The 25773-nt window shown below is 63.1% G+C and carries 19 protein-coding genes and 2 pseudogenes; 15 read left to right on the top strand and 6 right to left on the bottom strand.

Annotation, left to right across the window (positions count from 1 at the left end; all coding sequences use genetic code 11):
- Nucleotides 1-455 precede the first annotated feature (455 nt).
- From FHT19_RS18195 to FHT19_RS18180, 4 genes and pseudogenes are all read left to right on the top strand, one after another.
- Nucleotides 456-824: a hypothetical protein gene (locus tag FHT19_RS18195; protein WP_169476243.1), complete on the top strand. Its 369-nt coding sequence runs from the start codon at nucleotides 456-458 to the stop codon at nucleotides 822-824.
- Nucleotides 821-2710 (top strand): type IV secretion system DNA-binding domain-containing protein, encoded by a 1890-nt coding sequence (locus tag FHT19_RS18190; protein WP_169476242.1) that lies wholly within the window; start codon nucleotides 821-823, stop codon nucleotides 2708-2710. Before FHT19_RS18195 ends, FHT19_RS18190 begins: the two co-directional genes overlap by 4 nt.
- Entirely contained in the window at nucleotides 2710-5475 is a 2766-nt protein-coding gene (gene mobF, locus FHT19_RS18185; protein WP_169476241.1) for a MobF family relaxase, read from the top strand. Before FHT19_RS18190 ends, mobF begins: the two co-directional genes overlap by 1 nt.
- A gap of 222 nt (nucleotides 5476-5697) precedes the next feature.
- Nucleotides 5698-5996, top strand: a pseudogene (locus FHT19_RS18180) (transposase); the annotation flags it as partial.
- Nucleotides 5997-6074: 78 nt separating this feature from the next.
- Here the strand turns inward: FHT19_RS18180 and FHT19_RS18175 are convergent.
- Complete coding sequence (locus FHT19_RS18175; RefSeq protein ID WP_169476240.1) at nucleotides 6075-6623, bottom strand: cytochrome P450; 549 nt, start codon at nucleotides 6621-6623, stop codon at nucleotides 6075-6077.
- A gap of 546 nt (nucleotides 6624-7169) precedes the next feature.
- Nucleotides 7170-8066 (bottom strand): LysR family transcriptional regulator, encoded by an 897-nt coding sequence (locus tag FHT19_RS18170; protein ID WP_169476239.1) that lies wholly within the window; start codon nucleotides 8064-8066, stop codon nucleotides 7170-7172.
- 351 nt (nucleotides 8067-8417) lie between these two features.
- Here FHT19_RS18170 and FHT19_RS18165 point away from each other — a divergent pair, with 351 nt between their 5' ends.
- From FHT19_RS18165 to FHT19_RS18135, 7 genes are all read left to right on the top strand, one after another.
- Nucleotides 8418-9152 (top strand): SDR family oxidoreductase, encoded by a 735-nt coding sequence (locus FHT19_RS18165; RefSeq protein WP_169476238.1) that lies wholly within the window; start codon nucleotides 8418-8420, stop codon nucleotides 9150-9152.
- Nucleotides 9153-9198: 46 nt separating this feature from the next.
- A complete protein-coding gene (locus tag FHT19_RS18160) occupies nucleotides 9199-9951 on the top strand; it encodes a glucose 1-dehydrogenase (protein ID WP_169476237.1) in 753 nt (250 codons plus the stop codon).
- Nucleotides 9952-9978: 27 nt separating this feature from the next.
- The gene (locus FHT19_RS18155; protein WP_169476236.1) at nucleotides 9979-10425 is read left to right on the top strand and encodes a nuclear transport factor 2 family protein; all 447 of its coding nucleotides are present in this window, start codon (nucleotides 9979-9981) and stop codon (nucleotides 10423-10425) included.
- Between the two features lie 49 nt (nucleotides 10426-10474).
- Nucleotides 10475-11107 (top strand): class I SAM-dependent methyltransferase, encoded by a 633-nt coding sequence (locus FHT19_RS18150; protein ID WP_169476235.1) that lies wholly within the window; start codon nucleotides 10475-10477, stop codon nucleotides 11105-11107.
- A 512-nt stretch (nucleotides 11108-11619) separates the two neighbouring features.
- Nucleotides 11620-11958 carry a hypothetical protein gene (locus FHT19_RS18145; RefSeq protein ID WP_169476234.1) on the top strand — a complete coding sequence of 113 codons (339 nt, stop codon included), beginning with the start codon at nucleotides 11620-11622 and terminating at the stop codon, nucleotides 11956-11958.
- 240 nt (nucleotides 11959-12198) lie between these two features.
- Entirely contained in the window at nucleotides 12199-14388 is a 2190-nt protein-coding gene (locus tag FHT19_RS18140; protein WP_169476233.1) for a TonB-dependent receptor, read from the top strand.
- Between the two features lie 146 nt (nucleotides 14389-14534).
- Nucleotides 14535-17912 carry a glycosyl hydrolase gene (locus tag FHT19_RS18135; protein WP_348982490.1) on the top strand — a complete coding sequence of 1126 codons (3378 nt, stop codon included), beginning with the start codon at nucleotides 14535-14537 and terminating at the stop codon, nucleotides 17910-17912.
- Nucleotides 17913-18014: 102 nt separating this feature from the next.
- Here the strand turns inward: FHT19_RS18135 and FHT19_RS18130 are convergent, their stop codons facing one another.
- On the bottom strand, nucleotides 18015-18998 hold the full coding sequence (locus tag FHT19_RS18130; RefSeq protein WP_168558094.1) for a DUF1080 domain-containing protein: 984 nt from the start codon (nucleotides 18996-18998) through the stop codon (nucleotides 18015-18017).
- A gap of 33 nt (nucleotides 18999-19031) precedes the next feature.
- Entirely contained in the window at nucleotides 19032-20249 is a 1218-nt protein-coding gene (locus FHT19_RS18125) for a Gfo/Idh/MocA family oxidoreductase (protein ID WP_169476231.1), read from the bottom strand.
- A 401-nt stretch (nucleotides 20250-20650) separates the two neighbouring features.
- Here FHT19_RS18125 and FHT19_RS18120 point away from each other — a divergent pair, with 401 nt between their 5' ends.
- The 4 genes from FHT19_RS18120 to FHT19_RS18105 all read left to right on the top strand — a co-directional run bounded on the left by FHT19_RS18120 (nucleotide 20651) and on the right by FHT19_RS18105 (nucleotide 24080).
- Nucleotides 20651-22018 (top strand): MFS transporter, encoded by a 1368-nt coding sequence (locus FHT19_RS18120; RefSeq protein WP_248290547.1) that lies wholly within the window; start codon nucleotides 20651-20653, stop codon nucleotides 22016-22018.
- Between the two features lie 33 nt (nucleotides 22019-22051).
- Nucleotides 22052-22954, top strand: coding sequence for a TIM barrel protein (locus tag FHT19_RS18115; protein ID WP_248290546.1), 903 nt, complete (start codon nucleotides 22052-22054; stop codon nucleotides 22952-22954).
- A 12-nt stretch (nucleotides 22955-22966) separates the two neighbouring features.
- Nucleotides 22967-23380, top strand: coding sequence for a DUF6379 domain-containing protein (locus tag FHT19_RS18110; RefSeq protein WP_248290545.1), 414 nt, complete (start codon nucleotides 22967-22969; stop codon nucleotides 23378-23380).
- A 94-nt stretch (nucleotides 23381-23474) separates the two neighbouring features.
- Nucleotides 23475-24080 (top strand): TetR/AcrR family transcriptional regulator, encoded by a 606-nt coding sequence (locus tag FHT19_RS18105; protein WP_168558098.1) that lies wholly within the window; start codon nucleotides 23475-23477, stop codon nucleotides 24078-24080.
- 9 nt (nucleotides 24081-24089) lie between these two features.
- On the opposite strand, the pseudogene dld reads toward FHT19_RS18105, so the two are convergent.
- Together dld and FHT19_RS24665 are read right to left on the bottom strand one after the other, a co-directional pair.
- Nucleotides 24090-24952: pseudogene (gene dld, locus FHT19_RS24670) on the bottom strand (D-lactate dehydrogenase).
- Nucleotides 24953-25343: 391 nt separating this feature from the next.
- Nucleotides 25344-25763, bottom strand: a complete 420-nt coding sequence (locus FHT19_RS24665; RefSeq protein WP_282436403.1) for an FAD-binding protein — start codon at nucleotides 25761-25763, stop codon at nucleotides 25344-25346.
- Between the last annotated feature and the right edge of the window lie 10 nt (nucleotides 25764-25773).

Genomic DNA, 25773 nt, shown 5'->3' with positions numbered 1-25773 from the left:
GTGCGGATGGCACAGGTTCGTGCCGGGGGCGCCGATCGCCGGCGTGATGCCGGTCCCGGCAAGTCGGCACACGGTGATCCGGCAGCCACTACTCCCGCCATGTGGACAGGGTTCCTGGTTGGGGTGGCGGCTCGGCACGCCGATTGTGCACGCTCTTCGAAGACTGTTGGCGAGGGCCAGTTCGGCGCGACGGAAGGGTGCCTGGCAGGCTGTCCATCCCGTGGCGGAAAGGCCGCGACAGTCCGCGAATGCATCGTTGACCGGGCAAGCAAGCGGGGCCGCGATGCTGCGCATCGGGCCCATAAAATCGATACACACCTCACGCACCCGTGCATGCCGGTTTTCTGCCGTTTCTCGCGACTGCGCGGCGCGTGCGCGGGCTTGGCTGGTTCTCAGCATCGCGCAATTGCGGGCTTTTCCAGGAGTGCGGCGCGCACGCTGGCGGAGGCGGAGCGATGAGGCCGGTGCAGCATACCGTGCGCGTGCCGATTGCGCTCGACAAGGCCCTGCGGACTCTCGCCGAACGCGACGGCACCAGTGTCTATGCCCAGCTGCAACGCTGCGTGAAAGCCGGCGCCGCGACGCTCGCCAAGCCAGCGGCGCAGGACACGTCCGGGCGCGACATCGTCCTCGAACTGGCCTCGGTCGGCACCCGGCTGACTGCGGCCGAGCGTCTGCTCGACCGCGTGCTGTTCACCGCCTGCGCCGCCTACGGCTATGCGCGCGCTTCGGCCCTGGGCCTGGCCGAGGACGACGAAGCGATCACCGCACAGGTCCACGCCGCCTATGAGCGCCAGCGGCGACTGGCACGGGACGAGCCATGAGTGGAACGCCGGATCGTCGCATCCATGCCGATGCCCTGCGCAAGCAGCAGCACGAACGCAGCCTGGCCCGCGGCAAACGGCAAGCCCTGGCCATGCTGGTCGCCGTCATCTTGGGGGGGATGACGTTGCCCGGTGTCGCGGCAGGGCGGGACGCGATCGTGGCGGCCGCAACCTATCACTGGGCCAGGCTCAAGCTGTGGGCGGTGTCGGCCTGGGCCAGCGATACGGGAATCGATGTCCATCGCGGCGGGCAAATCGACAGGGACCGTTCGGCACGTGCGATCATCGCCCACCCCTATTTCCAGCGCAGCGCGCGGCAGGTCCGCAGCCGGGCAGCATGGGGCAGCGCGGTGGGTTTTCTCGGCTGGCTCGCTCTCCTGCTGGCCAGGCGCGACGTGCTGGCGCGCCGCCGTGGGCGCCTGCTGGCCGACCGCTGGATGGCCGGAACGGCGATCGTCAGCGAAGCGCAGCTGGCGCGGCGGACGGCGCAGGAGGCAGGGCCCTTGCCCTTGTCGATCGGCACGGTGCCGCTGCCGTCGCGCTTGGAAACCCGCCATATCGCCATGATCGGCACGACCGGATCGGGCAAGACCACTGCCCTGCGCCAGTTGCTCGACGGGATCGAGGCGCGCGGCGAAGCGGCTCTGGTCTATGACACCAGTGGGGAATTCATCGCCCACTATTACCGACCCGAGCGGGGCGACATCCTGCTCAATCCGTTCGACGCCCGCTGCGCGTTCTGGTCGCCCTTCGCCGAGATTGCCCATCCGGCCGACGCCGATCGCATTGCTCACCAGCTCATCACCGAGACCGGGCAGCGCGACAGCGACGTCTGGCTCGACACCAGCCGTATCCTGGTCGCCAACATGCTCCGCGCGCTGTGGCGCGAGAAGGCCTGCACGCTCGCCGATCTGCTGCACGCGCTGCAAAATCGCACCAAGGACGATCTCAAAGCCTGGCTCGCCACCAGCTCATCGGCGCGGACTTTTGCCGATGATGCCGATCGGGCGACCGGCAGCGTGCTGTTCATGCTCGCCAAGGCCGCCGACCTCATCCAGTTCCTGCGGGTCGAGGGCAGCGGGGCCACGCCTTTTGCCTTTCGCGACTTCATCCATGGGCTTGACCAGCGCGAGGGCGCCAGTCCGTGGATCTTCGTGCCGCGCAAGGAGGACTATTTCGAGGCTTCGAAACCCTTGCTCGCCTGCTGGCTGGAATGCGCGGCCAGCGCGGTTCTCGGCCTGCCGCCATCGCCTGACCGACGCATCTGGTTCGTGCTCGACGAGCTCGCCGACCTCCCGCGCGTCGACAGCCTGGCGCGGCTGCTGCCCGAGGGCCGCAAGTTCGGTGCTGCCGTGATCCTGACGTTCCAGGCGCTGGGGCAGATGCAGCATCGCTATGGCGCGCAGATGGCAGAATCGATCCTGGGGTGCTGCAATACCAAGCTGTTCCTGCAGACCATCGATGGCGAAACGCAGCAATGGGCGAGCCGGGCAATCGGCGCGTGCGAGGTCGAGATCCAGACCATGACCGATGCGCTGGCCGAGGGTGACGAGGGGCCGCGCACGACCTTGGGCAAGCTGCGCAAGGTTCGCCCTGCGGTCATGGCCAGCGAGTTGCGCCTGCCCAAGTTTACCGGCTATCTGCTCTTTCCCGATGGCCTGCCGGTGGCGCGGATCATGCTGGGGGCCGATCATGTTGCCCGGCGTGGGCCGGCGCGTGAGCCGGGCTTTGTTGCTGGCGATCCCCGCCAGACGCTGTGGGAGAAAGTATCGGCGACCAGGCCAGCGCCATTGTCTGTTCCTGCGCCGGCTGCAGATCCTTCGGTCGCGGTCTTCCGAAAGCAGAAGCCCAAGCGACAGTCACCCACCAGCCAGGGGCCGGTGTAATGGTCGCTTCCGTCTCCGCGCTGACCAGTTCGGCCCAGGCTGCCAGCTATTACGAGGCCGATGATTACTACGCCGAAGGTGGTCTCGCGCCGTCGCAATGGCAGGGCCAGGGCGCGGCCGCGCTGGGCCTTGCCGGCGAGGTCGACCGGGCGCAATTCCACGCGCTGCTCGATGGCCAGGTCGCCGGGCAGCAGCTGGGCACCATGCGCGGCGGCAACCGCGAGCACCGCCCCGGCTGGGACATCACCTTGAGCGCGCCCAAGTCGGTGTCGATCATGGCCGAGGTGGCGGGAGACCGGCGCTTGATCGCGGCGCATGGCGCGGCGGTGCAGGTCGCCATGGCCCACGTCGAGCAGCACATGGCTGCGACCCGCACCCGCGAGAATGGCCAGATCGTGCGCGACATGACGCGCAATCTGGTCATTGCCAGTTTCCAGCACCATACCAGCCGGGCCCAGGACCCACAGCTGCATACCCACAATGTGGTGATGAACGCGACGCAGGACGCGGATGGCGCGTGGCGCAGCCTGGAGCCGCGCGCGATCTATCAGCTGCAGAAGCAGATCGGCGCGATCTATCGCCAGGAACTGGCGGTGAACGTGCGGGCGCTGGGATACGACATCGAGGTGGGCAAGGATTCCCTCTTCGAAATCAGGGGTGTTGCCAGCGCGGTCCTGGCCGCTTTCAGCACCCGCAGTGCCGAGATCGAAGCCAGGCTTGGCGAACGCGGTACCTCGCGCGGCGAGGCCAGTGCGGCCGAGAAGCAGATGGCGGCCCTGGATACGCGTGCGGCCAAGTCGGCCGGCAATCATGCTGCCCTGGTCGCCGGATGGCGCCTGACGGCGGACAAGGCCGGGTTCGGCCCGGCGACGCGGCAGGCACTCGTGGCGGAGGCGCAGGCGAGGGCGGCCAGTCCGGCGCACCAGGTGGAATGGGCGAGCCGGGCGACCATGGCGGATCGCGCCGTCGCCCAGGCTGCCGACAAGCTGGGCGAGCGGCAATCGGTGTTCTCGGCCGCGGCATTGCAGGAAGAGGCGGGGCGGTTCGGGTTGGGCAAGGTCGGCCACGCCGAAATCGCGACGGCCGTGCAGGCGGCGACCAGGGCGGGACAGCTGATCGACCGGACCTATCTGGATCGCCGCGGCGCGGCGTTTTCGGGCTTCACGACCCGCCAGAATGTGGCAATCGAGACAAGGATGCTCAAGGCCGAATTTGACGGGCGAGGGGTGATGGCGCCGATTGCTTCGCCGCTCGCCGCGGCCAAGGCAGTTGCCCGCGCTGTAACGCGGGCTGAGTGGGCCGGCTTTGCCTGGAATGCCGAGCAGCGCGCCGCAACGCAGCAGCTGCTGAGCAGCGCGAACCGCATCACGGCCTTGCAGGGTTATGCCGGCACGGCCAAGACCACTACCGTTTTGGCCACCTTCGCCCGCGAGGCCGAGGCGCATGGCGTTGCGGTCATCGCGCTGGCTCCGACCGCATCGGCGGCGATGGTCTTGGGCGAAGCTCTCGGCACCAGCAGCGAAACCGTCGCGCGCCACCTGCTGTCCCCGCAATGCGCCAACCCCGGCCAGCCGGCAGCCTGGATCGTCGACGAAGCATCCTTGCTTTCGGCCCGTGACACGGCCCGCCTGTTCGATCTCGCGCAAAAGGAGAATGCCCGCGTCGTCCTGGTCGGCGATGTGCAACAACTGGGATCGGTCGAGGCAGGCGCGGCCTTTGCGCAGTTGCAGGGTGCCGGCATGGAGACCGCCAGGCTCAGCGAGATCGTGAGGCAGAGCAACGCGGCGACGCGGGAAGCGGTCATCGCGTCGATTGAAGGGGATGCCAGGGCGGCACTTGCTGCGCTCGACCGCGGTGGCGGCCGGATTGTCGAAAACGCCGACCTGGCTGAGCGTTTTACCACTATCGCTGCGCACTATGCCGGGCTGGACAAAGCCGCCCGGGCGCGCACGCTGGTGATCGAGCCGTCCCGGGAGGGTCGCGATGCGTTGACCGCCACTATCCGTGATGCCTTGGCCAGGGCCGGGGCGCTGACTGGCCCGGCTGTCATGATGCAAAGCCTGCTCAACAAGGGGCTGACCCGTGCCGAAGCGCGTGACCCTTTGGCCTATGACCAGGGAGACGTCGTGCGCTTCACGCGCGACTATGCCGACAAGGGCGTGGTGCGCGGCGAAGCATATCGGGTCGCGGCCATCGATCCGGTGAGGGCTGCCATCACGCTCCAATCGGAGGATGGGCGGGACGTGGATTGGCGTTTGCGGCAATGGGGAACGGGGAACAGCCAGGCGTTCGCGCCGCGGAAACTGGAGCTCAAGGTCGGCGACCGCATCCAGTTCACGCGCAATGACCGAGAAGCGGGGCGGATCAATGGTGGGCGGGCCGAGGTCATCGCCGTGGACGAGCTGTTACGCAGCGCGACCATCCGGACGGCACGGGGCAGGACCGAGGCATTGAGCCTGGATGCCGCCCGTGACCAGCATATCCGGCATGGCTATGTGGACACGGCCTTTGCAGCACAGGGCCGCACAGCCGACCATGTCCTGATCCATGCCGACAGCAAGGCAAGCAACCTGGTCGATCAGAAGAGCTTCTATGTCGGGATTTCCAGGGCGAGGTCCACGGCGACGGTCTTTACCAACGATCGCGACCGGTTGATTGCAGCGATCAGTGAGCGAGCTGGGCAAGTGCAGACAGCCGTGGCGCAGATGGGCAGTGTGATGCCGGCGCCCACTGCGGCCAGGGGGCTTGGCGCCGGGCTAGGTTGAAGGACAGAGGGTGGAACGATCCGGCAAGTCACTTCCATGGCGCGAATTGGCCCGAGCTGCTCTTCATTCTTCTGCTGCAAACTCGGCCCGAAAGTGCCCATGGTTGCGGACAGTCCGGGAAGGCAGGTTACGAATAGCTATGGCCGGATAGTGTTGAAAAGGTCGGCCTTGAATGCGGTGTGTGAGTAGCCCCCAGATTTCTGGACGCCTTCGATCCTCATTTTGAGGACGGGAGGCGATGAGGGGAAGCCCAATTTCAGTGATGAGTTCAAGCGCGATGCGGTGGCCCAGATCACCGAACGCGGGTATCCGGTGGAGGAGGTTTAGCTGCGCTGGCCTTCGGCTCACAGCGGCTCGGTGTCAGGCAGAACTCGCTGTATGCCTGGAAGCGTCAGGATGCGAATGCGGTGGCCGGCGATGCCAGCAAGGATGCCGACATCCGCCAGTTGAAGTGCGAGCTGGCTCGGGTGACCGAGGAGCGCGACGTCTTAAAAAGCCACCGCGTATTTCGCCAGGGATGCATCTCCACGCGCCGCCATTGAAGCAACGGACCGAGCCGCCCGCTGGGAATTGAATAGGTTCTGACCCTGGTGATGCTTTCACGCTGGCTCTATTGTGACCGGCAGACTTTCCACCGCAAACAGCGTATTGTTCAAGCGGCGCTGCGGTTCGCCAGCAGGGTTGATCGATGCAACTCGTTGGCTCAGGACCTCAAGGACAACCTCGCTTTCCTGCCGCGCAATCATCTGCCCGAGGCATTGGTGAATGCCGAAGGCGAAGCCGACGTGGCCACTGGTCTGGCGGGAGATATTGAACGTGTCGGCTTCTTCCCAATGGCGCGGGCCGCGATTGGCAGCGCCCAGGAATGCAATAACCTTAGATCCTTCTGGTATGCTGACGCCTGCCAGATTCACGTTTCGCGTCGTCGTGCGGAAAAATGTCTGGACGGTCCCCTGCCAGCGCAAGCTTTCCTCGAACGCGCGCTTCACAAGAGAGCGGTCGTTTCGCAACTTCTGCCATTCCTGCGGATGCAAGCTGAAAGCATGGAGCAGATTGCCGATGCCATTGATGGTAGTATCCACACCGGCCGACAGGAACGAGCGCACGAGCAGAGCGCCATATTCCGCGGGCAAACCGGCCTCTTTCACGAACTCGTGGACGTCGCGGCCCCATCCTCCGGGCGCAAGGTTCTCATAACGACATGCCTCATCGATCCAAGCAAGAGCATGTTCTATGCCGATCTGGCTTTCGAGGAAAACATCATTGCGTGGCCCGAAAGCGTTGAATGTGGACGTTGCGTAATCGTTGGCTGTGATTGGACTGCCATGGACTCGGACAGGCGGTGATTCATTCTCCAAGGCAGAGCCGAAGCACAATGTTCATGACATCCAAATTACGTCGGCACACCGATTGGCTCCTATCCGGTCGTCTGAGGGGGCGCTTAGCCGTTTCTGACAACTGTCCTGCCGGACCGACCACATGCCATTCCGAACGATTAGGTATGGGACATTCTGCCGTTCCGAGGGGATGTGTCGAATGGCAGGTCCCGCCAGGAGCCGATGTCCAGCACTGTGCCGACCGGCTATCAGAGAGAGACAGAGGCTGGGCCGATTACAGACAAACAAGGTTCGAGCGCGCCATCCCCGCTTACCCCGTTGCAGGTCGGCTTGCGACAGAAGCCGGCCTGCCGGGCATCAGTCGCGCGATATGGATAGCCCAGCGAGAAGCGCTGCGTAGCCGGCCAATCTGTGGGATACGAACTCGGTGAATAGGCGCACGCGCTTCGTCTTGCGTGCCTCTCCCTGAGTGAGAAGCCAGAGCGTTGCCTGTGCTTTCAGGTCGATACCCGGAACCCGTGCCAGTAGGCGATCGGCATCGCCAACAAAGCACGGCAGTCTGGTCATACCGATCCCTTGCCTTGCCGCAGCGATCTGCGCGTCGGCATCCAGCGTCCTGAAAGGAACCCCTGCCGCGCGAATCTCGCCCTCGTCGGCCCAGTCCGGGGCGCCATGGCCCCCGATGACGATGGGGCGGACGGGATCCGACGCGCCCGCACGCCACGCGGCCAGTCGATCGCAAGACATATAGATGCCCGCGAACAGTTCCGGCCCCTTCAGCCCATGAAGATTGAGTGGCAGCGTCTCGCGATCGGAGACCATACGGATCGCGACGTCCGCCTCTCGATTCGTCAAATTCACTACTTCGCCGGTCGACACGATCTCCATCTCGATGTCGGGATGCACACGTGCAAATTCGGCGAGATCGGGCATGAGCAAGTGTGTGGCAAGGAACGGCGGCAGCGTCACCCGCAGAAGCCCGCGCACGCTCTGATCGCGCCCGAAAACGCGTGTTTCCAACTGGTGCGACGAGGCCTCCATCTGCTCCGCGAACGCGAGGACTTCCTCGCCCGCAGTCGTCAGGCGATAGCCAGCAGGTAGTTTTTCGAACATCTGCGCTCCGAGGTGTTCCTCCAGCTGGGTAATACGTCGCAGCACCGTCGCGTGGTTCACCCCTAGACGCTTGGCGGCGGCCCGCACTGAGCCACCGCGCGCGGTGGCAAGAAAGTACCGAACGTCATCCCAGTCGATCATGGTGCAATCCCGCGCCGCGTGGGGGCGGCTCCCGAAGCCCGTTCTAGCATACCAAGCCGCAACGCGCGCGAGCGTCCCGGCATAGCGGCCGCAGGAGCTGAGTCAGGCCGTGTATATTCCGAAGCTTTTGCGGCTTCCATTGGACTCTAAATTGCGCATTGCCCCGCGACGACGGGCCATGCCGTCCCAATACGCACCGCAGTCCGCGATCGTCTGGCTGGATCGTTTGCGCACCACCGATATGCGCGGCTGCACACTCACAGCCTGCCTTCGGTGACCCCATGTTGGATCTCTCGGGGGAACGCCCCGTACAGCCCAAAACGCGTAACGGCGAAACCAAGGATGCACGACATGAACAGACTGAATGGAAAGACCGCCGTCATCACCGGCGGCGCCACCGGCATCGGCCTTGCCTCGGCAAAGCGCTTCATCGAGGAGGGCGCCTTTGTCTTCATCTTCGGCCGCCGACAGGAAGTACTCGACGCCGCTGTGGCCGAGCTTGGGCCGAATGCCCGCGCGGTGAAGGGCTCGGTCTCGGATCAGGCTGACCTCGACCGTCTCTATGCGATGGTCAAGACCGAACGCGGAAAGCTGGACATCCTCTTCGCCAATGCCGGGGCGGGAAGCCCGCTGGTTCTCGGCCAGATTACCGCCGAGCATATTGACGAAACTTTCGACACCAATGTGAAGGGCACGATCTTCACGGTGCAGAATGCGCTGCCGCTGATGAGCACGGGCGGTTCGATCATCCTGACCGGATCGAGCGCGGGCACCACAGGCGCGCCGGGCTTCACCGCCTATAGCGCGAGCAAGGCGGCGGTGCGCAATCTCGCGCGGACCTGGGCTGAAGATCTGAAGGGCACCGGCATTCGGGTCAATGTGCTGTCGCCCGGAGCAACGGCGACCGAACTCGCGAAGGCGGCGCTGGGTGAAGAAGGCCAGAAAGCTTACGGCGCGATGACACCGCTCCAGCGCATGGCCGATCCAGCAGAGATCGGGGCCGTTGCCGCCTTCCTCGCCTCTTCGGACAGCAGTTTCATGACCGCCAGCGAGGTCGCTGTCGACGGCGGTCTGGCGCAGCTCTGACTGGACACAATTCCCCGCTGGGCAACACATGGAAGGATAAAATAACATGAAAAAACTGGAAGGTAAGATTGCCCTGATCACCGGCGGAAGCAGCGGGATCGGGCTGGCGACAGCCAGGCGCTTCGTGGAAGAAGGCGCGCATGTCGTAATTACTGGGCGGCGGGAAAAGGAGCTGAACGATGCCGCAGCCCTTGTCGGCAGCAACATCACCACATTGGCAGGCGACGTCGCGAGCCTGGCGGATCTGGACCGGCTCTATGCCGCCGTGAAAGAGCAACACGGCCATATCGACATTCTCTTCGCCAACGCGGGCGCCGGAACCATCGCACCGCTCGCGGACGCGACCGAGGCCCATTTTGACCAGACCTTTGATGTGAACGTGAAGGGGCTGTTCTTCACGGTGCAAAAGGCCCTTCCCCTCTTGCGAGATGGCGGTGCGATCATCCTGACCTCATCGGTATCGAATGTGTTGGGCCTGCCGGGCTTCAGCGCCTACGCCGCCAGCAAGGCAGCCATCCGCAACTTCGCGCGTGCATGGACGCTGGAGCTCAAAGACCGCAAAATTCGGGTGAATGTGGTCAGCCCCGGTCCCATCGACACCCCGGCTCTCACGACCACGACAGGCCTTACCGCTGAGCAAGCCGTGCAAGCGGCCGCCCAATTTACCTTGCAAATCCCTATGGGGCGCATGGGCAAGCCCGAGGAAATCGCCGCCGCTGTCACCTTCCTCGCCTCTGACGAAAGCTCGTACATCACCGGCGTGGATCTCGCTGTCGATGGCGGCATGGCGCAGGTCTGACCTTGGCGCCAACCAGGACAAAATCCCATGAGCATTGAGAAAAACATCCAGACCGTGAAAGACTTCTTCGCCGCGATCGGTAGCAGCGACAGGGAGGCTTTGCTGGCGCTGGTCGCGGACGACATCGTGTGGATCATCCCGGGCGAGGACTGGCCGCTGGCCGGAACGTACCAAGGCCACGCCGGGCTGGCGGATTTGCTGGAGATGGCATCACGGTCGATCGAAACCTCGACGGAACCACGCGAGTTCGTGGCGCAAGGCGACCGGGTCCTCGTCATCGGCTTCGCTACGGGCAAAATCAAAGCCACCAACAAGATGTTCGAGGACGATTGGATCTTCGCCATCACGGTCCGGGACGGCCAAGTAGTGCATATCCGGGAGTATATCGACACGCAGGCGCTGGCGAGGGCCGCTGCGCTGTCTGGCAATGCTGGATATCCGCCCGAAGATTGCAGCGATCTGCGCGCTTCATAGCACCTAATGCGGCACGCGCGCCGCATGTCCAACCGTCAAGGAGGTCCCGATGTACGACCAATCCAAGCTAGTCGAATTGATCCAATTCGCCCGCATCGAAGCAAGTGCCACCGTCATCGACGTGTACCCCGGCGATGGCGAGTGGACGCGCCGGTTCTCCGACGTCGTCGGGCCAGAGGGAGGGGTCTACAGCTTCGTGCCGGCCGAAGTCGCTCATTTCAAGAACGACCCACTCGGCATCATGCGGACGCTCGCGAAAGAGCCGGGCCGGGAGAATGTTGCAGCCGTCTCGGCGGACCTCGTTGCCATCGCGGAGGTTACCCAACCAGCCGATGTCCTGTGGATGCACCTGTTCTACCACGATCTCCACACCAAGCTGATCCAGGCCAGGGGCGCGACGGCGGCCGACTTCAATCGCGCCGTTTTCGAGCAGCTGAAACCAGGCGGGTGCTACGTCATCGTCGACCACGCTGCCACCGCAGGCTCGGGCACGACCGACACCCAGGCGTTGCATCGGATCGACCCAGCGTTCGTCCGCAAGGAGGTGGAGGCTGCCGGCTTCGTGCTGGACGCGCAGAGCACCATCCTTGCGAACAAGGACGATCCGCAAGCAGTCAAGGTGTTCGATCCCTTGATCAAGGGCAAGACTGATCGCTTCGCCTATCGCTTCGTGAAACCCTGAGAGGGGCTGGCAACATCAGCCTCAGCACCCGGACTGATATTTCGATCCGGGGTGGGTGGACTTGCCGCATGCGACGAGTGCGGTCGTTCGCGGATAGATCTAGGAGCGACCGCAGGTGGTCGACTATTGCCGGTGCTGGATAGCGGGAATTGCCGCCGCGTTTATAGCCGCCGTTCAGCGACCCAGTCTGGGGCGTCGGAACCCGTCTTTCGTTCACCATCGCCGTGGGGCGCTTGAATGACGAGGCTGGGACAAACCCGCCGTAAAGCTCGGCGAACGTGAACGTCCGGTTGCACCGAAACCGGCCGATCGCTGAGCCGCGAGGGCCCTCTGACGAACGTCAGGCCGTGGGGACGATCCGGAAAGGCACCTCTCGTGCTAGGACTGGGCTGAGCTGCCTTTCATTCATCCGGTCGAGAATTGGCGCGTGAACGCCAAGCGCGGCAACGGGACAGACGCTGACCGCAGATCGCGTCAATGCGGTCAACACTTTTGAGAACCCGAACGTCGTGGTGCCGCGCCCCTTTTCCGCCAAGCCGGTCAAGGGCGTGCTGACCCTGCGGCGGCCTCCTACGTTGGTAACGGTGGTCAGCTTCGAAGGCTCTTCGTTAAAGGTGCCGATCAAGGCCAAGCAGACGACCGCCCTGTCCGCCAGCGCGACTCCAATGAGCGAACTGCTGGCTCGCCCGGACTCCAGAGCAATCCTTGATTGTCATATCTCCGGCTTTAGCACCAACGCGGCGGGCCTCAAGGATGTCCCCATTCGCCAGCTCAAGATTATCGCTCCGGATACGCTCACCGACGCATTGCTGGATAAGATCGACGCCGACCTTAAAGCCCTCAAGCCCTAACACTTCAGGTTCAGTTGAATTTCGCCAGGAGGGGACCGACCTGCTGTTATGGGCGAGGTCCCATCAAAATTTCATTGCCTACCACGCTTCGAGTTGACTCGTGTTTAGATAATAATTAAACGACGTTTAGATAACGCGTGAACCGGCCAATGGCACGGTACTCGAAAGCCTATGAGAAGCGCGCTCGAAAATGAGCGGCAAAAAGGGAGGGGTATAATGAACAAAATTTTCAATATCATAATGGCATCAACGGCGCTTGCTGTTTGCTCGCCTGCGCTGGCGCAGACCGCGCCGGGCAAGCCGGTCAAGGGCGATGACAACGGCGTGCCCGACATTGTCGTGACCGCCAACCGCGTGGAATCCAGCGCGCAAAAGACACCGGTCGCGCTCACCGTTTACCGGGGCACGGAACTGACGGCTGCGGGCGTCACCAGCGTTGCCAATCTGTCGCGGATTGACCCCAGCGTCAATTTCACCGCGCGCAATGGCGCGGGCTATATCGCGGTGCGCGGCATTGCCTCGACCGACGTCACCGAAATTGGTGATCCCTCGGTGCCGATTGCCCGCGACGGGTTTTTCACCAACCGCTCTTTCAGCATCAACACATCAATGTACGACCTTCAGCGGGTCGAAGTCCTGAAAGGACCGCAAGGTACGCTGTTTGGCCGTAATTCCACCGGCGGTCTGGTCAGCCTGATCACCGCGCGCCCTGGCAGACAACTTGGTGGTTTCGTCACCATCGAGGCTGGCAATTACCGCCAGATGAATGTTGACGCGGCGGTCGACCTGCCTTTGTCCGACAAGGTACAATTGCGGGTTGCGGGTATTTCGCATCGCCATGCCGGCTATCGCGAATTGCTCTCGATCGGCGGTCGCGGCGACGATGATGCAACACTTTCTGGCCGCGCCACGCTGGCCTTTCAACCCTTCGAGAATTTTGAAGGCCTGATCCAGTATCAGCATGACGATATCGACAATGTGGGTGATGTGGCCTTCAATACGACCATCGCCACGGTGCCGACCAATTACGATCCCAAGCGCTTCGCCAGCTATGCGCCTACCAGCAACCGTTTGACGGGTGATCGCATTCGCTGGGAATTTGCGCTGCACGGCCTGCCGCTGGACGCCACTTTGTCCTATGCGGGCGGCTATGATAAGCAGAAGTGGGCGCACAAGCTGGACGGTTCGGGGTCGGCCTCGTCGCCTGCCACTTTCATTCAGAACGAGCAGCCCGCTACATGGAACCATGAGGTTCGCCTCGCCACGCCGCAGGACCGCATGGTGTCGGCGCAGGTGGGCTATTTCCACTTTGACGAAACCAGCCCGCTTTCGGCCGGTTTCCAGAATCTGTCGGGCGCCTATGCCGGTCAGTATCTGGTCCATTTCAACTATCTGACGAAAACGCAATCGGACGCCGTCTTTGGCCAGTTCGGCTTCAAACCGGCCGAAACGATCCGCCTGACCGCCGGCGCACGCTACACTTGGGACAAGAAACAGCGGACCGGCGATTCCCAGCTGCGCTGCGATATCGCGGGCATTCCGCCGTTCCTGTATGGCGTCATCGGTTGCTCGGGCACGCCGCCGATCCATCCCGCCACGGACGCGGGCAACATTGCCCAGTCCAAGCCGACGTGGCTGCTGGGCGTCGACTGGACCCCGACCAACCGCAACATGGTCTATGCCAAATTCTCGACCGGCTACAAATCGGGCGGCTTCAATTCCAACGGCTCCGCGCCGCCGGTGCCCTATGGCGCCGAAAATATCACCTCTTGGGAACTGGGCACCAAGAACCGACTGCTGGATGGGCAATTGCTGCTCAACGGGGATGTGTTCTATCAGACCTATCGCGGGTATCAGGCATCGCAGGCCACCCCGGCGGTTTCCAGCGGCAGCGGCGTGTTCAACGTGGGCAATGCCACGATCTATGGCGCCGAGGCGCAGGCGGTGTTCAATGCGGGCGATCTTCGTTTTGAACTGAACGGCACGTACCTACACACCGAATTCGGTGCGGGTACTCAAGCGATCCTGACCACCGATCCGGCCAACGGCAACGGCATCTCGCGCAATGTGGTCGGCCATCGCCTGCCCAACGCGCCGGGGCTGGCGGTTTCGGCCTCGCTGGAATACCGCTTCGATATGGGCAAATCGGGGTCGCTCACTCCCCGCATCGACGGCAAATACAGTTCGACCTATTATTTCGATGTGTTCAACGATGTGGATACCGCGCAAAAGAGCTATGCTACCGGGAATCTCAGCCTGACCTATCGGCCCGAGAACAGCAAGTTGCAGATCGCCGTCTTCATCCGCAATTTCACCGACAAGACCGTGTTTGCCAGTGCCCAGCGCAACTTCACGCCCACGCCTTTCGTCAACGCCTATCAGTTTCAGGCGCCCCGGACGTTTGGCGCGCGTATGAACTACACCTTCTAAGCTCCTTCCCATTCTTCAACCGGGGCCTGCCGAAATTCCTGCGGCGGGCCCATTTTTCTGTATCTTCATGTCCTTGGGAGAAATCCGTGGCCCAACTGTCCAGATCCTCCACGTATCGCCTCCTTTGCGGCGTTGCGGCGCTTTCGATGTTCGTGGCGGGCGGCCCTGGGCGCGCGGCCCCGCCACAACCGGCTGCCCACGATGTTGATCGCATGGAGGAAGAGTTTCGAACTCCGCCCGCTTCGGCACGCCCTCGGGTATGGTGGCATTGGATGAACGGCAATATCACCAAGGAAGGCATCGCAGCCGACCTTGCATGGATGAAGCGCATGGGCATCGGCGGTGTCCAGAATTTCGATATCGATCTGGATACACAGCAAATTGTCGACCAGCGCCTCATCTATATGACCCCGCCATGGAAAGACGCCTTCCGCTTTGCCGCTTCGGAGGCCGAGCGTTTGGGACTGGAACTGGCCATTGCCTCCTCGCCCGGTTGGTCCGAAACCGGGGGGCCATGGGTCGCGCCGGAAGATGGGCTCAAGAAACTGGTTTGGAGCGAGACGCTTGTTCAAGGCGGTCGGCGCCAGAACATTCGCCTCAAACAACCTCCATCAGTTGCCGGGCCTTTTCAGGATCTGGGCAGTCAGGTTGAAGTGACGGAGCTGATTTCGGGCGAAGCGCCCAAGGCCGGACCCGCGTTCTACCGCGATGTGAAGGTCTTGGCCGTGCCGGTCCAGTTGGCTGAGCCATTGCCTGCGCCGCAACTGACCGATGGCGATGGCAAGGTGCTGGTGGCCCCGAAAGATCCAAGGGGAGCGTTGGTCACCAACGTCCGGCTTGGGCCGGTGATCGCAAAGACTGCGCCTGAACTTAGGCTGGATTTTGGCCGTCCGGTCACTGTCCGCACTGTCACGCTGCATATTCCGGGCGGAGCTATCCCTCTCATCGGCCCGCTGTTGGCGCCGGTCCTGCAATCGAGCGCCGACGGCAAGTTGTGGTCCGACATTGCCGCCGTTCCCCTTGAAGCGACGCCCAGCACCTTGACCTTCAACCCGGTCAATGCGCGCTATTTCCGCCTGACAATCAAGCCCGCCCATGCCGCCGCCAGCGGCAATCCGGCGCCCGACGAGCACGCCGGCGATCTGGCCATGGACGACGTGTTCGGCAAGGGCATGGGCCGTCTGATCTCCGCGCCGGTCACCATCGGCTTGCTGGATTTGGGCGTGGACACAAAGATCGACCGCTATGAGGTCAAGGCGGGTTTTTCCATTGCCCCGGACTATTTCGCGCTTCCTACGGTGAAAGACGGCGCCACCGGTCCGGCGGCGGACCGCACGCTCGATCTGACCGACCGGCTGGAGCCGGATGGCATGCTGGACTGGACCCCGCCGCCCGGAACGTGGAAAGTCTTGCGCTTTGGCTCCTCACTGGTGGGCAAGACCAACCATCCCGCTCCGGCAGAGGCCACGGGATTGGAAGTCGACAAATATGACGCCGATGCCGTCCGCCGCTATCTTGAGCATTACCTTGCCAACTACCGCGATGCGGCAGGCGAGGGCATGATGGGCGCGCACGGCGTGCGGGCGCTGCTCAACGATTCCATCGAGATCGGCGCGGCCAACTGGACGCCGCACATGATCGAACAGTTCAAACGCCTGCGCGGCTATGATCCGGTGCCTTGGTTGCCGACGCTGGCCGGAACGCTGATCGGCACGCGCGAGGAAAGTGAGCGCTTTCTGTTCGACTATCGCCGCACCTTGTCCGACCTGATGGCCAGCGAGCATTACGGGACCATTGCCGATGTGGCCCACCGGCACGGCCTGAAAGTCTATGGCGAGGCGATTGAAGGCAATCGGTCGAGCTTTGGCGATGACATGGCCATGCGCCGCTATGCTGATTATCCGATGGCGGCCATGTGGGCCTTTCCGGCAAAGCAAGGACCCGCGCCGTCCTATGAGATCGATGTTCGCGGGGCGGCTTCGGTCGGGCATCTGTATGGTCAAAACATCATTGCGGCGGAATCGATGACGGCCGGTATGGCACCCTGGGCGTTCGGACCCTCCGATCTTAAACATATCGTCGATCAGGAATTCGTGCTGGGTGTCAACCGGCCGGTCGTCCATACCTCGGTGCATGTGCCGGTCGAGGATCGCAAGCCGGGCCTGTCACTGGCGGGGATTGGGCAATTCTTCAACCGCAACGAAAGCTGGGCCGAATTGGCCAAACCCTGGGTGGATTACCTGTCCCGCAATGCCTACATGCTGCAACAGGGGCTCAACCGGGCCGATGTGGTCTATTTCTATGGCGAGGAAGCGCCCCTTTCGGGTCTGTATGGCACGCGGCCCGTGGCCGATGCGCCGAGCTATTACGCCTATGATTTCGCCAATGCCGATGTGTTGAACTCGGCGCTGGTCAATGAAGGGGATTCTTTGGTGTCGCCCGGCGGCGCGCGTTATCGTGCCCTTTATCTGGGCGGATCATCGCGCCGGATGACATTGCCGACCTTGCGCCGGATTGCCGAACTGGTCGAAGGCGGGGCAACGGTGATCGGGATGGCGCCGGAAAGCTCGCCGGGGCTGATGGACGACCGGACGGACTACGACGCGCTGGTGCGCAAACTGTGGCCCGCATCGGGCGGGACAGGTGGGGCGGTCCATGTCGGCAAGGGGCGGGTGATCGCATCGACCAACATTGACCGGGCCATGGCGGATCTTGGCATCGCGCCGGACTTTCTTGCCTTGGGCGCGGTCGACAAGGCCGACATAGCCTTTGCCCACCGTCACCTTGCCGATGGCGAAAGCTATTTTCTGGTCAACCGCACCGGGCAAACCGAGCGCTTCGAGGCCTATTTCGCGGTTTCGGGCAAGGCGCCGCAACTGTGGCATGCCGAAACCGGCGCGATTGAGGAGGTATCCTATCGGATTGACGGGGGGCAAACCATTGTCCCGATAGAGTTGAAGGCGGGCGATGCCGTACATGTGGTGTTCCGCCGCCCCGCCGAAAACGCCGAGTGGCGCATCGCTGCGGCCACAAAGGGGGCGATGGCGGCATTAAGCGGCCGATGGACCGTCCGGTTTGAAGCGGGACGCGGCGCGCCCGCGCAGATCGACATGGCGGCTTTGGTGCCGCTCGATCAGAACGCCGATCCGCGCATCCGCCATTTCTCCGGCATCGCCACCTATTCCACGGATTTTGCCCCGCCCAAAGGATGGCACCCCGGTCAGCCGCTTTCCCTCGACCTGGGCGAGGCGCGGGAGATTGCCGAAGTGTTGGTGAATGGCAAAGCCGCAGGCTCGGTCTGGCGGGCGCCCTATACCGTTGAGGTTGGCGCCTTCACCCGTCCGGGCAAGGCCAACCGCCTGGAGATCCGCGTTGCGAATCTGTGGGTCAACCGCCTGATCGCGGATGCCGATCCTGCGGTTAAGGACAAGGTTTCGTGGACCTCTGTGCCCACCTACAAACCCACTGCGGCCTTGCGCCGTTCCGGTCTGATCGGGCCGGTCACGCTTCAGGCTGGGCGGTGAAAATCCGCGCGGCGTGGGAAAGTCCCGCGCCGCGCGAATATACAAAACCGGCGGAACCTGTCGGGCTCCGCCGATTCTTATTTGCCGACTGGGCCGCTCAGGTCACGGCTTGCGCGCAATCGTGGGCAGGTGATCGATGGGTTGCAGGGAGATGTTGCGGAAATAGGTTTCCGCGCCCTCCGATTGCAACTGGATGCGCCCAGCCGTCAGCGGAATCACCTTGCCGGTTTTTTCATCCTTGGTGGTCAGCTCGGCGGCGGCCATCACCGGCACCCCGTTCACCACATGGATCGACTTATCGCCATAAACATAGAGGTCGAGCGTGTTCCATTCGCCCAGCGGTTTTTCGGCATCGGTGCCCGCATCCACATTATAGGCGGGGAACTGCACCGGAACCAGTTTGCCCCCCGGCATATAGCGGCGGCCGGGATAGATGATGGCGGGATCATGCGCCACCTCCACCTTGGCCCCCACGCGCCAATCCACCGTGGTGAAGGAGTGCGTGCCTTTGGCATCGCCCACCGTCAGCAGCATGCCCACCGAATGGGGCACGATCTCGAATTCCACGCCCGACATCCATGTGCCGAAGAACGCCCCATAATTTCCATGCGAATGATAGACCACGCCATTGTTGCGCGGCATGGGCATCCAATGGCCGGGGCCCCATTTGAACTGCAGGTGCAGATGGTAATTGCGATAGGGCTGTTTGGTGATCAGACCGCCGAACAGCTTGCCGCTGGAATAGATCGCCGGGGCGCCATCTTCCTTCACGACCTTGAAAATGCCGTAGGTATCATGGTTGAGGCCGATGGGCTCGCTGCTGGGCGTGCCATAGGTGGTGCCAGGCACGGTATAGCCCAGCCAACTGTCCCAGCCCGCCAGATTGCGGCCATTGAACAGTGCGACGGCCTTCCCCGCCTGGGGCAGGTTGGTCAGTGTCAGGCGCATCGGCTGATAGGCCGGATCATCGGCAATGGCGGCCTTCTGCTCAGGGGTGGAACCGTCGGGCGGGCCGCCCTGGGCATAGGCGGGGGTGAGCGTAGCCGTCAGCAACAGGCTGCTCAGCAAGGGCGTGCAATAACGCATCAGGAATCTCCGGTTGGATCAGAAGCGGGGTGATCAGGACGCATCGGCGTCCAGCCGTGTCAGGTGCGGCTTGGCCTGCGGCGCGACATTGACCAGATCGAAGGGTGATGGCGTCAGCGCGATCAGATCGGCATCGGCAACCGGATCGATCGGGGCCGGGCGGCGGCACTGGGTCTGCATGGCGATCGATTGGCCGATCCGGGCCGATTGCGCGATGGCTTCCATCACCTCGACCGCGTGGACCATGAAATCGGGCGCGGTGCGATGCTGGTGGCCATGGCGCACCGCAAGGGACAGATCCGTCAGACCAACGCCGCGGTAATCGGCCACGGGCTGGCCCGCGTGGTTGAGGCGATTGGGTTGGGAAAAGGGCAGATCGTGGCCGGGCAGGGGGCTGCGCCCTTCACCGGGGCGCAGCAGCGATGGTTCGCCGCTGAAAAAGTTCGGGTCGGCCAGCGACAGGATGCCCTGCGCGCCATAGAGTTCGCCCGGCCGCTGGATCGGTGCCAACACATCGAGCGACATGGTCAGATTAACGAAGCCAGTTTCAAATTCCAGCGTGGTGTTGAAGGTGGTGTCGACCTCGACGGCAAAGGAGGTTCCCTCCAGCGGCCCGCGCCGGATGGTGCGCTGGGCTTGTCCGCTTTCGGATGTGGCAAACACGCGGCGTACCGGCCCCAGCAGATGCAGCCACATCGTGATATAATAGGGGCCGACGTCAAAGGGCGGTTCGCCGCCCGGCTGATAGAAGGCGGCGGGGTTCGGGTGGAAATGTTCCAGCCCCGGCAGACCCACCAGGGACGTGCCGAACACGGGCCGACCGATGGCGCCGCTGTCCAGCGCGCGGCGCGCGGCCTGATGCGCGCTGCCATAGAATGTGTCTGGCGCCGATCCGATCAGGACGCCCCGTTCCTCGGCCCGCTCGGCCAGCGCCTCAGCCATTTTGCGCGACAGGGCGAAGGGCTTTTCGGAATAGACATGTTTGCCCGCCTCGATGGCCGCGCGGTTGATCTCTTCATGCGCGCTGCCGGGGGTCAGATTCACGACCATTTCGATCGCGTCATCGGCCAGCAATTCGGCCACGGTGGCCCCGGTTGCACCATAGGGCGTGGCCATGACTTGGGCCTTGTCGCGGTTGCGGGTGGCGATCTTGCGCAGCGTTACGATCGATGATCGGGCGATGGCGGCCAGATATACCGGACTGATGTCGCCTGCGCCGATCACGCCGATGCAGACCGGATCGATAGCCATAATTTCCCTCCCGAACTGTTATTTAAACAACGTTTAGATAAAACCACTCCGCTGTCAATGGCGAAACTGGGCCTGACGATCAAAGAAGGAGGGGTTGCCTTCGCATCGTACAATCGGGAGGCGCTCGGCTCACCAGCACAAGGGAGGTGGCGCACTTCGGTCTCCTTGGTGCGCATTTGACATGGTCCGCCCTCTAATCTAAACGGTAGTTAGATTAAAGGGCGCTGCTCCATCCGCAGCTTGGCCCGAACTGCGGGGCGCGCCGGCAAGGACGCTTCCCGCGATTTGCCCGAAGGTTGAGGTTTGTCATCATGAAGACCCCAGTGGCGTCTGCCCCACTGTCGATACATTCGCATCGTCATGGCGAGGTGGCGGCGGAATTGTCGGCGCGGCAGAAGTCGATGGCGTTTTTTACGCTGCTGACCGCTCTGGCGCTGGAAATCATCGATCTCACCATCGTCAACACGGTGCTGCCCGCCATCGAACATGATCTAAAGGCCGGTTCTGCTCAGTCGCAATGGGTGATCGCGGCCTATTCGCTCAGCTTTGCCGTGCTGCTGATTCTGGGCGGACGGTTGGGCGATCTGTTTGGCGGGCGGCGCATGTTCCTGCTGGGCGTGGGCGGGTTTACCGCATCCTCGCTGCTCTGCGGCCTTGCCGCAACGCCGCACCATCTGATCGCCGCTCGCGCGATGCAGGGCACGACCGGCGCGATGATGGCGCCTCAGGTGATGACTATGATCCAGCTGCTCTATGATCCGGTGGAGCGCATCGGGCGGATTGCGTGGTTTGGTGTGGTGGGAGGCCTCTCGGCCATTGTCGGGCCTTTGCTGGGCGGGGTTTTGATCGCGCTGAACCTGTTCGGGCTGGGATGGCGGGCGGTGTTTCTGCTGAATGTGCCGATTGGCCTGATGGCGGTGCTGGCGGGGATCGCTTTGCTGCCGCGTGCCGAGCCTCATCCGGATCGCAGGATCGACCTTGTCGGCACGGCGCTGTTTGGTGCGGGCCTGTTCGCTTTCCTTTTCCCGATGATCCAGGAAAAGCGCCATGGTTTCGGTATGTCGATGGCTGGATGGTGGCTGGCCGCGCTGGGTTTGGCCGGGGCGGGGCTGATCCATCAGCACCGCCGTCTCCGCAAGCGGCAGGCCACGGTCATCGAGCCGGGCATGTTTGCCAACGATACTTTTCGTCTGGGCGTCCTGATCTCATTGAGCTTTTCGGCAGCCAACACAGGTTTTCTGTTCGTGTTCGCCTATGCGCTGCAACGCGAACTGGCCTTTTCCGCCCTGCAGACCGGCCTGCTGCACGTGCCTTTCAGCGCCGGTGTCATGTTTTCCATGGCCTTTCTGGTGCGCCGGTTTCTTGCGCAATATGGCCGTCTGGTGCTGATCGTTGGTGCCATCATCATGGGCGCCGGTTGCATGGGCATTCTGGGCTGGATCGCCCTTGGCGCCGTCCGGCCGGTGCTGCTCATTCCCGTTCTGCTGCTGGCCGGTGTGGGCATGGGGCTGGTTTCGGGGCCTCTGGGGGCGGTTTCGGTGGCGCGGGTGGAGCGGCAACAGGCAGGATCGGCCAGCGGCATCATCAAAACCGTACAGCAGATGGGCGGAGCGCTGGGCATCGCCTTGGTCGGCTCGGCCTATCTCCAGTCTGCCCCAAGCGGGCGTGGCGAGGCCGCCGCGCTTGCCGCGATGCTCGCACTGTTGGCGCTGTGCTTGCTCTGGGCCGTTCGGCTGCCGACGGAAATTTTCCCGCGCCAGGCGGGTTGAACATCAAACCATTGAAGAAAAGGAGAGTTCCAGGTGGAGGATCGCTTCAAGTACGGCGTCTCTCTTTACAGCTTTACCGAGGATTTCGGCAGCGTCATGTCGATCGAGGAGGGCTTTGACCATATTGCCGACACGGGCGCGACGGGTATCGAGATCCTGGGCGAAACCCATGTAACGGGCTATCCCACGCCGGACAAGGCGTGGCTTGACCGCTGGTTCGGCCTGCTGGACCGCACCGGGCTGGAGCCGACCAACATGTGCTCGTGGGTGGACACCAAGCTGCGCCTTGGCCAGTCGCTCTCGGCGGATGAAGGTGTGGCGGAACTGACCCGCGACCTGACGCTGGCGCACCAATTGGGCTTCAAGTTCCTGCGCCCCAAATTCGGCGTGATCTCCGCCGATCTGGATCCCGATCCGATCTGGGCGCCCGCGGTCGAGCGCGTGCTGGATCTGGCGCACAAGCTGGACATCGTGATCTGCCCCGAAATCCATTCGCCAACGCCGATCAACCATCCGGTCGTCCATGGCTATATCGATTTCATCGAGCACACCGGCACGAAGAACTTCGCGCTTCTGATCGACACCGGGATCTTTCAGGATCGTCCGCTGAAAAGTTGGGTACACGAGGTGCCCGAGGGCGACAGCGACCATGCCAAGCTGATCAACGGCATGAAGGTGAACCCTGAGGAACTTGTGGGCATCGCGCCGTACATCGCCTTTATTCAGGCCAAGTTCCACCACATCGACGACAACCTCCATGACGAGAACATCCCGTGGGAAAAGGTGATCCCGGTGCTCAAGCGCATTGGCTACACCGGCTATCTGTCGAGCGAATATGAGGGCGTGCGCGAGCCTTGGGTGGCAATCGATCAGGTGCGCCGCCAGCACGTGCTGCTGCGCCGGCTTGAGGCTGCGTGCGGGGCTGTGCATGCCTAAACCTCCTTTGGGATGACGATCATGTATGAATTCCAATTGATCCAAAGCACTGGTTTTCGCAACCACGGACCCGAGGGCGCGCGTGACGGCGTTGAAGTGCGCCTGCGCCTGCCCAATTATCGCGGCATGCGCCTCTCGCTGCTGGACGGTATCGACGTCACGCTCGACGGTGAGTTCTTCAGCCACGAGGTCACCAGTCTGATCCTGGGCGGCGCGGTGTATGATCTTGCTGCCATGCGCGATGCCACCACGGTGCGCTGGGCGATGGGCGAACATGCCAGCGTGCTTGTGCCCAAGCCGGGCGGGCTGCTGCCGGGCATTCATCATGTCAAGGTGGCGGCTCTTGTGCGCTCGCCCTATTTCCCGCCGCATCTGCAACCGCTGGCGGTGAATGGCGAGCGTCTGGCCACCATCGTGCTGCCCTGACAATTGCCAGGGATCGCATCCGGGGCCGGTCAATTCTGACTGGCCCCGATCCGAATTGCTGCTAAGGGAACCGGCCTATCGCAGGAAAGACATCATGGCGGAAAAGAAGCCCTATCACCGTGAAAACCTTAAACGGGATCTGTTGGAGGCCGGGCGGGACTTTGTGCAGAAGCACGGACACCATGAGCTTTCGATGCGCATGCTGGCACAGTTGGCATGCGTATCGCCGGGCGCCTCCTACCATCATTTCGCCGATAGGCGGGCGATTCTTCTGGCCGTGGCGATTGACGGTTTCGAACGGTTGCTCAATCAGGTCATCGAGCCTCAGGGAACCGAGCTTTCGCCGGTGGAGATGATCAAGGCGGGGGCGTCGCGCTTTGTCCGCTTCGCTTTGGAAAACCCCCACCTGATCGAGCTGATGTATGAGAGCGAGCTGACCCGCCCTCAGATCGATCCTGCCCTGCATCACTATCAGGAAATCAGCCATGCCAAAGGGGTGGCTGTTATCCGGCAATTCCTGCCCGATATCAGCGAAAAGGAAGCCGAACTGCGCAATATCACCTTGTGGACTTCGATTTATGGTCTGGTGTCGATGATCAACAAGGGCATCATCAGGCCGTTCGAGAATGGCAAGGCCACCATTGACGACATTTCCGATTGGGTGCTGGAACGCGCCGCCCGCAGCACGATCGGCGATTGAGCAAGGACGCTAACAACAACCTTCCTGATCGCCCCAGTGTCGCTGTCGACTGGTGTGTCCGATGCCGGGGTTCAGCCGATTGCCGGGGTCCAGCGCCCGATAATGGGCGGCCAGCTCAGGCCCGGCCTCATAGAGATGCCCCACATTGTGTTCGGCCGGATAGCGCGCGCCGCGTTCATCCAGCAGGTGCCACATGCGATGCTCCAGCGCGATGGGGTCGATGCCGGGTTTCAGCGCGTAATCCTGATCAAAAACGTGGCAGAGGAAATGCCCGTAATAAAGCGCCTTGTCGATGCAGGCGCCGATGTCGGGGGCAATTGTTCGCGCCAGTCGCGGTCATTGCGACGCAGGGCAACGTCGAGCGCGATGATTTCGCCCACCTCGGCCCCATGGATCGCCCGATAGCGCCGCGCCGCGCCCGCCACGGCAAAGCGGTAGAGGAACGCCTTTTGCGCCTCCAGCGGCGTGCATTCGAACAGATCGCCGGCGGCGCTGGGGAACAGCGAGGCGAGCAGGGCGCGCGTCTCCTCGATCCCCTCATCGGCCACTTTGAGGATCAGGTGATGTTCGAAATGGTCGCGCCACTCGCACATGCGCGGCGGCAGATGCTGAGGCAACAGTCGGCTGACAGCCTGAATCATCCGATCAGAAAAATGGCCCGGCAGCCAACGCAGCGCAGCCCCCAGCCGGTCCAGCCGGTTTTTCAACGCAAAGAACAGCGGCAGACGGTCGGTGCCGAACCGTTCGATGGCGACGAACACATCCTTGCCATAGCGCGCCGCAACATCGAATGCCTCGCGGTGGATATATTCGCCCGACACCGGCAAATGCCGCAATTCGCCCAACGCCCAACGCCCGCCGCCGCAGCGCATCCAGTTCGCCCGGATCATTCGTGCCGATATAGAAAGTGGCGGTGCGCCGGTCTTTGGGAAACGTGTCCAGCTGCACGGCCAGCACCATCAGCTTGCCCGCGCAGCCCGATGCCTCGAACAGCCGCGTGGCATCGGCGTTGAAGCGGGAGGGCGAGGGGGCATCGACCGCCCGCACCCGCTTGGCATAATCAGGGGTGGAGGCCGCACCCGGAACCACCGCCGCGCCAAACCGCCCCTTGGCTACCGCGCCCAGCATCGTTTCGGCATCTTCACCCAGATCGAGCCCCAGATGGTTGACCAGTTCCACCCGCCGGTCCGCCGTGGCGCGGGCATAAAGCGCCAGTTCGGTATAGGCAGGGCCGCGCCGGATCAGCGCGCCGCCCGAATTGTTTCACACGCCCCCGATCACCGATGCGCCGATGCAGGAGGAACCGATCACCGAAGGCGGCTCGCGCCCGATGGGGCTGAGCACGCGCTCCAGTTCATAAAGCGTTGCCCCGGCAAGGCACACCACCTGCTCGCCAGCGCCCAGCAGGTGGACGCCCTTGATCCGCATGGTGTTGATGATGACAAGTGGGCGATCATACAGCCCATCGGGGGTTGATCCCCCGGTAAGGCCCGTGTTGGCCGCTTGCGCGATCACGATCACATCGGCTGCCACGCAGGCGGCGAACACGCGGAATTGCTCCAGCGGGCTGGCGGGCCGCACCACGGCCAGCACGGGCCCTGCGCCATAGCGATAGCCGGTGGCATAGGGCCGGGTTGCGCTGTCCTGAGTGAGCACATTGGCCTTGCCCACAATCGCGGCCAACTCGCGAAGC

Source organism: Novosphingobium sp. SG919, from assembly GCF_012932495.1.
Taxonomy (GTDB): Bacteria; Pseudomonadota; Alphaproteobacteria; order Sphingomonadales; family Sphingomonadaceae; genus Novosphingobium; species Novosphingobium rhizosphaerae.
The sequence above is the reverse complement of the archived record's forward strand: the minus strand, read 5'-3'. Positions and strand labels throughout refer to the sequence as shown.